This is a genomic window from Roseovarius mucosus (assembly GCF_002080415.1).
Classification (GTDB): domain Bacteria; phylum Pseudomonadota; class Alphaproteobacteria; order Rhodobacterales; family Rhodobacteraceae; genus Roseovarius; species Roseovarius mucosus_A.
Map to the genome: position 1 here is coordinate 107,011 of NZ_CP020474.1, position 12,088 is coordinate 119,098.

Genomic DNA, 12,088 nt, shown 5'->3' on the forward strand with positions numbered 1-12,088 from the left:
TGGCGGACATCTGAGACATGACAGGGCAGGGGCGATCCGACCCAGAGACAGGCGCTGGCATCACGCTGGCGCATCTGTCGGACCCGCATCTGCCGCTGACGGGGCCGGTGCCGTGGCATAGCGTGCTGAACAAGCGGGCGCTGAGCCTTTTGTCATGGCACCGCAAGCGCCGCCATCACCACCGGCCAGAAATCCTCGCGATGCTGATCGCCGATATGCGCGACCATGCCCCTGACCAAATTGCGGTCACGGGGGATCTGACCAATCTTGGTCTGGAAAGCGAGTATCGTGCCGCGCGTCGCTGGCTTGAAAACCTAGGAAGGCCGGAGCGCGTCATGGTCATCCCTGGCAACCACGAGGCCCTCATTCGGGGCGCATGGGATGCGGGGGCGGCGCAGTGGCTGCCCTATTGGCAGGGCGATGCTGCACCCGTAACGGTGGATGTGTCCGACGCCTTTCCATATATGCGGCGGCGGGGGATGCTGGCCCTGATCGGCGTTTCAAGTGCTGTGGCCACCCCGCCGGCCTTTGCCAGCGGCGCGGTCAGTCCGGCGCAATTGGCGCGGCTGGCACCTATGTTGCGCAAGGCGCGTGATGCGGGCCTCTGCCGGGTGCTGATGATCCATCACCCGCCGCTCGATGGCACGGTATCGGCGCGCAAGGCCCTGCGTGACGCGGCGGCGTTCCGTGCCGTGCTGCAGGCGGAAGGCGTGGAATTAGTGCTGCATGGCCATAGCCACCGCCACCATCACCAGACACTTGAAACCCGCGATGGGCCAGCCTCGGTTATTGGCGTGCCGTCAGCCTCGTCGCTTTATCCCGAGGCGGCCGCCTATCACCTCTATCATATCCGGCCCACCGCCGCGGGCTGGGAGATTGACGTTACGGCACGGCACGCGACACGTGAGCAAGAGATGGCGACCGGGCGCTGCACCCGGTTGACACTGGCGCGCGCCCATGCAGCATGCGCGCCGTGATGACACCGCTGAAACCAAATGCGGCACGCGCCAAGGGCGCAGCCGCCAAGACAAGAGACCGGCGCACCAGAGGCGCAAACTGTCCTGCAAGACCATGAAAGACCTTCCATGCGCCTGATGCTGAACCTGTTCCGCGCCTATCCGATGGCCAGTTTCCTCATGGTGCTGGCGCTGTTCTTTTCGGGTCTGGCCGAAGGCTTGGGCCTGTCCGCCATGTTGCCAATGCTCAAGATCGTGCTCAACACCGATCCATCCGGCACGATGGCAGAGCCGCCGGGGCAGATGGAACAGATGGTGCTTGATGTGCTCGCATGGGCCGGAATTCCCGTGACACTCGGGGCGCTGCTGACCCTGATCGTGGTGGCGGCCACGTTCAAGGCGGTGCTGCTTTTGATCGCGCAGCGGCAGGTGGGCTATACCGCTGCCCGCGTTGCGACCGATCTCCGCCTGCAGATCTTGCGCAACATGATGCGCAGCCGCTGGCATTTCTTCCTGCATCAACCGGCGGGCAAGCTGGCCAATACGCTGGCCACCGAGGCGCAGCGCGCGGCGGATGCCTATATGAATGGCGCAACTGCGCTGACCTTTTTCATTCAGGCGCTGGTCTATACCTCGGTTGCGGTGGTGATTTCGTGGAAAGCAACCTTGCTCAGCCTGATCGGCGGGATCGTCATCATCGGCCTGTCGCATTTTCTGGTGCGGATCACCCGCAAGGCCGGCCAGAAACAAACCGATCTTATGGTCTCGCTGATGTCGCATCTGACCGATACGCTGCAATCGGTGAAACCGCTCAAGGCGATGGCCCGCGAACATCTGGCGGATGAGCTGCTCAAGCACGAGACCAACCGTCTCAACAAGGCGCTGCGCCGTCAGGTTCTGGCCAGTGCTGCGCTCAACTCTGGCCAGGATCTGATGTTCATCATGGTCATCGCCTTTGGTGTCTATCTGGCGCTCGGCATTCTTTCGATGGATTTCGCCATTGTGCTGATGCTGGCAGTGACGCTGGGGCGCGGATATAACTTTCTGGGCAAGGTGCAGAAGCAATATCAGAAAATGATGCAGAGCGAGAGCGCCTATTGGTCGCTGATCGACACCAATCGCCGCGCCGAAGAAGAACAAGAGCATCTGGGCGGCCATGCCACCCCGGCGCTGACCAAGGGGATCGCCCTGCGCGATATCGCGTTTTCCTATGACGGCAACACGGTGCTCTCCGGCTTTGATCTTGATATTCCCGCGCATCAGATGACGACACTGGTCGGCCCCTCGGGGTCGGGCAAAACCACGATCATTGATCTGGTGATCGGTCTGTTGCGGCCGGACACGGGCCAGATCACGATTGATGACCGCCCGTTCGAGGAAATCGACCTCAAGGCGTGGCGTCGCATGGTGGGATATGTGCCGCAGGAAACGGTGCTGCTGCATGACAGCGTCTTGCACAACGTATCCTTGGGGGACCCGCAGATTTCCGAGGCTCGGGTAGAGGCGGCGCTGAAACAGGCTGGAGCCTGGGATTTCGTGCAGGACCTGCCCGAAGGTATCCACACCCTCGTGGGCGAGCGCGGCGGGCGGCTTTCTGGGGGCCAGCGTCAGCGGGTCGCCATTGCCCGCGCGCTGATCAACGCGCCGCAACTTCTGATCCTCGACGAGGCGACCAGCGCGCTTGACCCCGAAAGCGAGGCCGCCATCATCGAAACGCTGCGCGGCCTGCGTGAACAGCTTACAATCCTTGCCATCACACATAACAGCAGCCTGTCGGATGCCGCCGATGTCGTCCACCGGCTAGAGCCTGCGGCGGCGCCAAAGGTCGCGACAGACGAGGCTTAGCTACGACCCACCAAGGCGTTGATCCGGTCCAGCGCACGCGCCATGTCACTGGGCGGGGGCGTGTCTGAGGCGGGGCGCACAGGCTCTCCCAGCCATGTCATGCGGCCCGAGCGCGCAAGCCGCAGGTGCATCTGGCTGATGTCGCGCGACAGATGCTTCCAGCCCCAACGCATCAAGGCGCGATAGGCCAGTGCACCAAGGCTAAGATCAGGGCGGTCAGGATCGTGTCGCGCGAGCGCGCGTGCCTGCGCACGCTCTCCGATCGCCACCAGCGCATCGTGCCGCATGCTCAGCGTGCCCGCGCCCAGATCGAACATATGCACGGGCTTGCCCGTCGCATAGGCCTCAGACAACATCGAGATACTGTCAGCAGTGACAATGATCTCATCCGCGATGGCCAGAAACCCAAGATAGGGGTTTTCCGGGTCATTGGGCCGAAAACGATAAAGCTGCATCGGCACATCGGTTTGCGCGGCAAAGGCAGCGATGGCCTCAGGCGGCGTGCGGGCGCTGGAACTGATAAGAAGCGATCCGCCCCGCGTCTTTGCAAGCGCCATCGTATCGCGCAAGAGCCGCGCAGAGGCGCGCGCGCCAAACGCATAGGGGCCGCTCGGGCCGCCGATATTCAGCGTAAGATAAGGCCGGGGCAGATGCGCCAATTTGGGGGCCCAGTGTGCGCGCGCCGTCTCCAGCCGTTCGGGCGTCAGCGGATGCAGGGGCAGGGCGTTGCGCAACACATTGGGCCGGTCAGGCACGCGGTATTGTGGCGTGGTGATGACCAGATCGAAATGTGCAGGATCGGCCCAAAGCCGCCCCAAAAACACCAGCCGCGTGCGCCCGCCCGATTGATCCTTGATCCAGCGCGCGACAGGCTCGTTGCGCATGCCCATGGAAATCACCAGATCGGGCCAAGGGGCGCTCAGCGGATCAGAGGCGGGAAGGTCTACCCCCCGCAAATCACGCCCACGAAACAGCGTGGTGCGGATTTCCTTTTTGCGATATCGCAAGGTTTTGATCTCATAAGGCCAGCCCAGCCCCTGTGCCAGCGCGCGCACTTGGGTTTTCTCGCCAGAGCGGTAGGCATCCAGCACCCAGACGCGTGGGGTCGCGTTGGCCTCAGGCATCCGGGGCCTTTGGGGCGCTGTCGCGGGTCTTGAACCAACGACGTTTCATGCAGATCCATTCGCCGGGATAGTCCCTGATCCAATCTTCAAAAATCAGGTTCAGACGATGTGTCATGTCAAGGATACGCTCTTTGCGCGGCAGATCGGGATCGGCTGGGGCAAGGGGGGCCAGAACCTCGATCCGAAAGCGGGCGTTGGGCAGGCGCACGGCGCGTATCGGCACCAGCGGATAGCCGCGCTGTGCCAACAAGGCAGGCAGGGTGCTGGTGGGCGTGGGCGTGCCGAAAAAGGGCACCATCTCGCCTTGATCAACGCGGGTGTCAAAGGCGGCACCAACCGACCGACCGGCTGCCAACTCATGCAAAAGTTCCCGCGCGCCCCCCGCACTTGGCACCAAGGGACCACCGAACGCCCGACGCAGCGAAAGAAAAAAACCGTGCAGCCACGGGTTTGGCTCGGGCGTATAGATCACCGAAATCGTCAACTCTCGCTCGCGCCCAATCAGGTTGCAGAGCTGCCACGCGCTGACATGGGCGGTGGCAAAGACAATCGCCTCTTTGCGCGCGATGATTTCCTCTGCCTCGGGATGAACGAAAAACTCCAAGTGCTGCGTGCGGTTCTGCCAAAGTCGTTCGAGCAGGAAAAGTTCCGCAGCCGCACGTCCGGTAGACCGGAAAATATCGCGCATCACCGCGTCGCGTGTGGTGTCACTCGCCTCGGGCAGCACATGCGAAAGATTGCGCCCGACCGTGCGGCGCTTTTGCGCGTTGCGATAGCCCAGCCACCCCAGAGCGCGTGCAAAAAGCCCTGAGGCCACAGAAAATGGCAGCAGCCGCGCAAACCCGAGCATCAGATAGAACACGCCCGCCTCAACCATCCAAGCCGGGGTCTGAACCCACGGAAACCGTGCGATCAGCCCCTTGGGCGTGAGGAAAAATTTTGCCATGGCGGATATCCGTTCCCGGACTTGTGGCGCGGATAAGACCCGCGCCTAGGTGCGGTCGGACCGTTCCGGCTTGGTCGGGTAGGTGCGAAAAATCAGATCCCACAGCGGCGAGCTGACACCATAGCGCCCGGCATCATCCGAAAAATGGTGCCGCATATGGTAATGCTTGAGGAATTTCAGCGCCGGGTGCCGCATCGGGAAATGGTGCGTGGCATAGTGGATATAGTCATAGACCAGATAGCCGATGATGAAGAACCCGGTGAACGGCTCGGCCCAGGGGTAGGGCAGGACCGTGTAGAACATGAGATAGAGCACGGCGATGATTGGCAGCGCGCCCGCGGGCGGCATCAGCAGGCGCGTCTTATCCTGTGGCGTATCGTGATGAACGCCATGAAAAAGATAGATGAAACGGCGGCCCATGTCGGTCTTGGGCTCAAAGTGAAAGAGGTAGCGATGCAGCAGGTATTCCGCCAGCGTCCATGTCACAAGGCCCGCAACCCCGATCATCGCCATGCCGCCCCAGCCGATGCCATGCACCATCACAGCGCGCGCAATCAACCAGATGGCCACCGGACCCCAGACCAGCAAGGGCACGATGGGATGCACATGGCTCAACTTTTCAAGAAGCGGGTTCTCGAACAGGCGAACCGACTCGTCGACGCGATGCGTGCGACTGGGTTGATGACTTGTCATTTTGGGCACTCCTGATCTGCGCCGACTTATGCGTCTTCATATATGTCGGTTTTAGCCCGAAGAATAGAAGACGGCCAGATTTTGCTCGTGCAAAGCCAATCTCCGGGCTTTGCCGTTATCCATTGTTCGAACTTCTCGTTGATCTGACGGGCAAGGTCAACGGTCTGATTGTCGCGGTCCATCGTGGGGTCACTGGGCACCAAGGGCGGATAGAACCGCACGCGAAAGCGCGCACCGGGCAGCCGTTCGGCCTGCACGGGAACCAAAGGCACGCCAAACCGCAACGCCAGCCGCGCGGGCAACAGCGAGGATTCCTTGTCTTCATCGAAAAACGGAATCGGTTTGCCGCCCTCGACGCGCCGATCCGTCAGCATGATTGGCGACCGCCCGGACTTCAGCGCATCAACAAAGGCGCGCAAACCCTCGTTGCGCGACACCAATTCGCAGCCCAGCATGCCCCGATATTGCAGCATCGTGCGGTCAAGCCACGGGTTTGTCAGCGGGGCGTACATGGCACAGGGGCGCACACCCAAACGCGCGATGGCGGTGGCCATCATTTCCCAGTTTGCCAGATGCGCCGACACGAAAACCGCCGGTTTGGTCGGATCAGAATAGGCGGGAATCTGCTCAAGCACTTCGATTTCCAGAGTGTCGCGCTTTGGATTGCAGAGCTTGGCCAGATTTGGATATTCGCCCAGCACCGCGCCAGCATTGGCCCAGACCTGATTGGCCAGATTGTCGATCTCAGCCGGCGACCTGTCAGGCAGGGACATTGTAAGATTGGCGCGCACATGCTGATTGCGCCGGCCAAAGATCCTGCCAAACATCTGCCCCAGACGCGCCCCAAGCGCAGAGGCCCATGTCACGGGCATCAAACGGAAAAGCGACATGACCGAGGCCAAGACCACATAGTCGATGAACCACAGCACATTGCGCGCAACGCGGTTATTGAACAGCTTGTCGCGATGGGCATTGGCGAGAATGAATTTGGCCAAGGAGGACTCGACTTCTTCTGATGCAGTGTGGATACTTACCACGTTAATTGAGGCAAGGTGCCGGAATTGCAAGCAGTTTCCATGGTTGGTTCCGCCGCTCTGGCATGCGCGCCACGCAGGGCTGCGCGCCGCCTTGCCCGCATCATCGCAAGAAAGGCCCAAGATGTCGCCAACACAGCCTGAGGGCGCTCACATTCGGCTGGTCGAGGCCGTAAATGGCGCGGCGGTCCGGGATTTCCTGCACCTGCCAGAGCGGATCTATGCCGATGATCCGGCTTGGGTGGCCCCACTGATCTTTGAGCAAAAGCAGCGCGTGTTCGAGAATGCGCCGCTCTTTGCCCATTGCGAGGTTGCCCGTTGGGTGGCCTACCGCGACGGCGTGCCCGTGGGCCGCATCACGGCGCAGCTTGATACGCTTCAACCCGAGGCCGAAGAGGGGGGCAAGATCGGCTATTTCGGGATGCTTGAGGCGGTGGATGACAGAGCCGTGTTCGACGCGCTTTTTGGCGCGGCCGAGGCGTGGCTGCGCGATAGGGGCGCGGCCCATCTGCGCGGGCCCTACAACCTCTCGATCAATGAGGATCTTGGCCTTTTGGTTGAGAATTTCGACGATCCGCCCTTCGTGATGATGGGCCACGCGCGGCCCTATTATCAAAGACAGATCGAGGATCGCGGTTTTGCCACGATCAAGGACCTCCTGACCTACAAGGTGCGCCCCGATTTCGTCGCCCCCGAGGTGATGACGAAACTGGCCCAACGTGCCAGCCGCACCGTCACCATCCGCCCCCTCAACAGCAAGGGCAAGGCGGCGGATTACGAGGCGATGCGCGATATCTTCAACGATGCCTGGTCGGACAATTGGGGCTTTGTGCCCTTTACGCGCGAAGAATTCGCCGAAACCGCCAAGGTTCTGTCGTTCCTTCTGTCGGACGATTACATCCAGTTCGCCGAGATTGACGGACGCCCCGTGGCCTTTATCACCGCCTTTCCCAATCTCAACGAGCTGATCGGCGATCTGCGCGGGCGGCTTTTGCCCTTTGGCTGGGCCAAGCTCTTGTGGCGGCTCAAGGTACGTGGACCGAAAAGCGCGCGCGTGGCGCTGATGGGGGTGCGGAAGGAATACCAGAATTCCCGCCTTGGGCCGACGTTGGCGTTTTTGGTGATCGACGCGGTGCGCAAGGCGATGCAGCAACGAAACGTCACTTCGGTCGAGATGGGCTGGATACTCGAGGATAATCATGGCATGCGGCATATCATCGAGGCCATCGGCAGCACGATCTACAAGCGCTATCGCGTCTATCAGAAACCCCTGTAGCGCGACCGAAGGCCAGACCAAGGCACTGAGAAAGTGAGACCGTGACAGATTTTGCTTCCGTAATCCTTGCGGGCGAACGGGATGACCGCGACGCCCTGCGCGACGAAACCGGTGTGGCGTGCAAGGCGTTGCTCGATATCGGCGGCACGCCGATGATCCGCCGCGTGATTGACGCGCTGCGCTCTGCGCAGTCGATTGGCACGATCCATCTCAGCGGCCCGACCGAGGCCTGTGTTCAAAGCGATGCCGGGCTGGCGGGATTGGTGGCACGCAAAGAGGTCGCTTGGGTTGCCTCTGGCCCATCCCCCAGCACCAGCGCGCACCAGATGCTCAGCCGCTTTCCCGCCAGTCAGCCGGTCATGATCACGACTGCCGATCATCCGCTTTTGACCGGTGAGATCGTTGATCATTTCTGCCGTGGCGCAGCAAAGAGTGGCTGCGACGTGGTGATTGGTCTTGCCCCCTATGATTTGGTGCGTGCGACCTACCCTGAATTGAAAAAGACCGTCTTGCGGTTCCGCGATGGCGGTTATTGCGGCTGCAATCTCTTTGGCTTTCTGACCGAGGACGGGCGCCGGGTGGCGGATTTCTGGCGGCAGGTCGAGAAAGACCGCAAAAAGCCGCTGGTGGTGATCCGGCTTTTGGGGCTGTGGTCGCTCTTGAGCTATCGCATGGGCTGGCTCACGCTGGACAAGGCGCTGGCGCGCCTGTCACGCCGGGTGGGCGTGCGCATCGGTGTGGTCATTCTGCCCTATGCCCATGCCTCGGTCGATGTGGATTCGGTGTCGGATTACGTGCTGGTGCAACAATATAGCGCCGAGGGGCGCGGCGGGGCGTAGGGGTGATTTCATAGGTCAGGCGTTGGCCCCAACCGTCCCGCGCGGCTCATCGCGAGGGGTCTACCCTCTCACCCCTCGTTATACCCAAACACCGGGTCCAGCTTGCCCTCAACCAGCGCATCGACCACCTCTACCTCTTCGGGCGTGAAGTAATCGCGATAGCCGCCGACCTTGCCGCGCCGCACCTTGAACGAGTCGGGGTTGCTCTCATCCCCCGGCTTGACGCGCTGACCGCTGCCGCGCATGCCCTCATTCGACGCCTCACGCTTTTTCATGTTTTCATAGGCAGCATAGTCTTTGGCCGCCTCGATATGCGCCGGGTCAGGATCAACGCCGGTAAAGCTGACGACCTGTCGCAGCACCTCGGCCGGATCCCTACGTAAATCCTCGTAGCGCACCACCAACACATCCTTGCCCAAGCTGGGCAAGGACCGCGCCCAGGCATTGAACGCCGCGACAATGCGCGGGATGCCGCAATCGGGATTGCGCACAAAGTCATAGATCGCCACCTCGCTGCCATGGGCGGGATAGGCGTTCAGGGCCTTCTTGCGCGGGCGCATGCGATAGCTCCACTGGAAATATTGCGAGACCGCCACATCGCGTGGATCGCGCACCAAGAGCACCAGCTTCTTGCCGCGATACTGATCCAGATCGTCACCATGGTTGAAATGGTCGCGGATGTAATTGTTGTGGCTAAACAGCACCTTGGGCGCGGCTGGGTTTAGAGCGTGGAAATTGTCAAATTCCAGCATATACTCGGTCTCAAGCCCGTAATGCAGCTGATAGAAACGCGACAGCATCACGCGAAACCAAGTGCGCCCACTTTTGCCCCAAGACACCAGCGCCCAATCGGCCTCTTGCAGCTTGGCATTCTCCTGACGCCCGCGCAGGCGGCGTTCCAGCGCGATTTTCTGGCCCTTGGGCAGAAAGAACAGGGCAGAGAGAATGAGGTGACGCGCGGCCACGTCCCGGATCTCGCGGTAGGATAAATTGGTCATGTCGGGCATTCTGGTCAGGGATCGGGGTTTCTTGCGGTCCTCATAGAGGGTATCGCTCGGTCTTTGTATGGGTAATTTTGACCCGTGTCGCATCCGGCGTGATTCCGCGCCATCGCGCAACAACAAGGGAGAGGCCTGTGCAGCCCAGCACCACATCGCAAGAGCCAAAGATCTGGTGTCTCTTGGGGCGCAAAGCGGGCGATAACACGCAGGTCTTGGCCTTGGCCCATGCGCTTGGCTGGCCGATGGAGGAAAAGTTGATCCTCGCGCGTGGTTGGGAACTTGTACCGCATCTCCTGTTGCGGGTCACGCTCTTGGGGATCGATCAACATGCATCCAGCCCACTGACCGCGCCTTGGCCCGATCTGGTGATCAGCGCTGGCCGCCGCAACGAGCCGGTGGCGCGTTGGATCAAGCGGCAATCGGGGGGGCGCACAAAGCTGGTGCATCTGGGCCGCCCTTGGGCACCGGTTGAGAGCTATGATCTGATCGTCAGCACGCCGCAGTATTTCCTGACGCCCGGTCCCATGGTCCTGATCAATCCTCTGCCTTTGCACCAATTCACACGTGCTGGCGTGGATCAAGCCGCCACGGCGGCAACCACGGCACTGGCCCATATGCCACGCCCCTATACGACCGTGCTGATTGGCGGGGACAGTGGGCCGTTTGTCTTTACCCTGGACAAGGGGCGGCTTTTGGCACGAGGGGTGAATCGCCTGATCCGCCAGACCGGTGGCACCGCATTGGTCAGCGGCAGCCCCCGTACCCCGCCCGCCGTGGCCGAGGCGATCAGCGCCGCCCTTGATGTGCCGGCCCAGTGCTATTGGTGGCACAATCGCGACAAGGCCGCGCCCAATCCCTATTCGGCCTATCTAGGCCTTGCGGATCGCTTTGTGGTGACCGGCGAGAGCATGTCGATGCTGGCTGAGGCCGCAAGCCTTGGTCGCCCGCTCTATATCTTTGATCCCGGTGATGCGTCGGGGTCTTGGTGGTCGCATGCGCATAACTTGCGTCCAAAACCGCTGAGCCACGCGCTTGCCATGCGATTTGCCCCGCGCCGGATGCGCCGCGATGTGTCGCGCATCCAGCAGGCACTGGTGGAGGCGGGGCAGGCCCGCTGGTTAGAGGACGCGCCAGAGTTGATAGCCACAGGCGAGACTTGGGCAAAGAAAATGCGCCCCGACCCATCGGTCGGAGCGCATGTTGCGGCGGAACGTATCCGCGCGCTGTTTTGAACGCCTAAGCGCTTAGGCGGCCTTGGCCAGATTGCCGGTGCTCAGCGGATGCGCCGGTGCGGGCGGCAGGCTGGGCACGCGCGCGATCACGTCCAACGCATCGTGGCGCACGTGGTTGTCTTTCATTTCCTGACGCAGGAACTCTTCCGTCAGCTTGCCTTGCTCGACGCATTCCTTGACCAGACCCCAAAAGAAATTCTCTTGGTTCTTGTCGGGATGCTCTTTGTAGTTGCCCATCAGGCCGTATTCGCCAAAAATCTTGCGGCGCAGGCGCAGCACCCATGCGGCTGGCGGGAACAGGCGGAACCGCTCTGCGGGGCGCCAATCCACCGGCAGGCCGGTTTTCCATGGCTGGGTTTTGCGGCGGGTGGTGTGCAGCATTTTGGTGTCTGTGGTGAACTTGTCGAAATCGTTCCACTCGTTTTCGATGAACTCCAGCGTGGTGGGGTCCTCGTTGCGCAGACCGATCCAGCGGGAATAGTCGTGGTCGCCATCGAACATAGCGTTGAACTGTTCCTCAACCTTCCAATGCTTGAGCTTTGCGCAATCGAGCAGCATCACAGAGCTGGCATAGGCCTTGTCGATCAGGCCCTTGGTGCCCGAACGCATACGCGCCATCACGGCTTTGCCCTTCATGTCGCGGTTCAGCAGTTCCCAGATATCGGCGCAGGCGAATACGTCGGGGTCGATGACCACGGCGCGGCCCTCATAGCCCATCAACTCGGGCGGCATAAAGCGGGTGGGGGTAAAGGATTGCAGATCCTCGTTCAACCAAACCCGCTTAACGCCGTCGCGCATATATTCCTGACCTTCACGGGCAAGGAAGAAGGGGTAATCGCGGCTGTTGACGATATGCACCTCGAATTTGTCATTGTTTGTGGAGTAGCGACGCAGCGCGTGTTCCGCGACGATGGCGCCGACAATCTGCTTGTGGTTCGTCTGGATGAATACAGCGTGTTTCATGATGAGTGATCCGCAACCTCGGTTTTTTGTTCTGAGCGGCTCTATACAGGAGAATTTGCAGAGACGCCATGTCCAGAAACACAATTAAAACTGTCATGTATTGATCTGGATCAGAGAATAGCCCCAATCTTACACGTTTGTAACTGAACCTGATCGCGATACGCGGGTTCTCGCCCATC

At 61.0% G+C, this 12,088-nt stretch carries 11 protein-coding genes; 5 read left to right on the forward strand and 6 right to left on the reverse strand.

Annotated elements, in window-relative coordinates; genetic code table 11:
• Positions 1-17 precede the first annotated feature (17 nt).
• The gene (locus tag ROSMUCSMR3_RS00530; RefSeq protein WP_081506111.1) at positions 18-977 is read left to right on the forward strand and encodes a metallophosphoesterase family protein; all 960 of its coding nucleotides are present in this window, start codon (positions 18-20) and stop codon (positions 975-977) included.
• Between the two features lie 108 nt (positions 978-1,085).
• Positions 1,086-2,801, forward strand: coding sequence for an ABC transporter ATP-binding protein (locus tag ROSMUCSMR3_RS00535; RefSeq protein WP_081506112.1), 1,716 nt, complete (start codon positions 1,086-1,088; stop codon positions 2,799-2,801).
• Here the strand turns inward: ROSMUCSMR3_RS00535 and ROSMUCSMR3_RS00540 are convergent.
• From ROSMUCSMR3_RS00540 to ROSMUCSMR3_RS00555, 4 genes are read right to left on the reverse strand one after another with little or no spacing between them, the layout of a single operon-like run.
• Entirely contained in the window at positions 2,798-3,925 is a 1,128-nt protein-coding gene (locus ROSMUCSMR3_RS00540) for a mitochondrial fission ELM1 family protein (RefSeq protein WP_081506113.1), read from the reverse strand. The two genes, ROSMUCSMR3_RS00535 and ROSMUCSMR3_RS00540, sit on opposite strands and share 4 nt — an antisense overlap.
• Positions 3,918-4,871 (reverse strand): lysophospholipid acyltransferase family protein, encoded by a 954-nt coding sequence (locus ROSMUCSMR3_RS00545; protein WP_081506114.1) that lies wholly within the window; start codon positions 4,869-4,871, stop codon positions 3,918-3,920. The genes ROSMUCSMR3_RS00540 and ROSMUCSMR3_RS00545 overlap by 8 nt, the downstream gene beginning before the upstream one ends.
• A gap of 45 nt (positions 4,872-4,916) precedes the next feature.
• On the reverse strand, positions 4,917-5,564 hold the full coding sequence (locus ROSMUCSMR3_RS00550; protein WP_008280871.1) for a sterol desaturase family protein: 648 nt from the start codon (positions 5,562-5,564) through the stop codon (positions 4,917-4,919).
• A 26-nt stretch (positions 5,565-5,590) separates the two neighbouring features.
• Positions 5,591-6,559 carry a lysophospholipid acyltransferase family protein gene (locus tag ROSMUCSMR3_RS00555; protein WP_008280872.1) on the reverse strand — a complete coding sequence of 323 codons (969 nt, stop codon included), beginning with the start codon at positions 6,557-6,559 and terminating at the stop codon, positions 5,591-5,593.
• A gap of 163 nt (positions 6,560-6,722) precedes the next feature.
• Here ROSMUCSMR3_RS00555 and ROSMUCSMR3_RS00560 point away from each other — a divergent pair, with 163 nt between their 5' ends.
• Complete coding sequence (locus ROSMUCSMR3_RS00560; protein WP_081506115.1) at positions 6,723-7,874, forward strand: GNAT family N-acetyltransferase; 1,152 nt, start codon at positions 6,723-6,725, stop codon at positions 7,872-7,874.
• A 41-nt stretch (positions 7,875-7,915) separates the two neighbouring features.
• Positions 7,916-8,713 (forward strand): nucleotidyltransferase family protein, encoded by a 798-nt coding sequence (locus ROSMUCSMR3_RS00565; RefSeq protein WP_081506116.1) that lies wholly within the window; start codon positions 7,916-7,918, stop codon positions 8,711-8,713.
• Between the two features lie 68 nt (positions 8,714-8,781).
• Here the strand turns inward: ROSMUCSMR3_RS00565 and ROSMUCSMR3_RS00570 are convergent, their stop codons facing one another.
• Complete coding sequence (locus ROSMUCSMR3_RS00570) at positions 8,782-9,711, reverse strand: sulfotransferase domain-containing protein (protein WP_237183504.1); 930 nt, start codon at positions 9,709-9,711, stop codon at positions 8,782-8,784.
• 137 nt (positions 9,712-9,848) lie between these two features.
• Here ROSMUCSMR3_RS00570 and ROSMUCSMR3_RS00575 point away from each other — a divergent pair, with 137 nt between their 5' ends.
• Positions 9,849-10,946, forward strand: coding sequence for a mitochondrial fission ELM1 family protein (locus ROSMUCSMR3_RS00575; RefSeq protein ID WP_237183505.1), 1,098 nt, complete (start codon positions 9,849-9,851; stop codon positions 10,944-10,946).
• 12 nt (positions 10,947-10,958) lie between these two features.
• On the opposite strand, the gene ROSMUCSMR3_RS00580 is transcribed toward ROSMUCSMR3_RS00575, so the two are convergent.
• Positions 10,959-11,909, reverse strand: a complete 951-nt coding sequence (locus tag ROSMUCSMR3_RS00580) for a hypothetical protein (protein WP_008280877.1) — start codon at positions 11,907-11,909, stop codon at positions 10,959-10,961.
• Between the last annotated feature and the right edge of the window lie 179 nt (positions 11,910-12,088).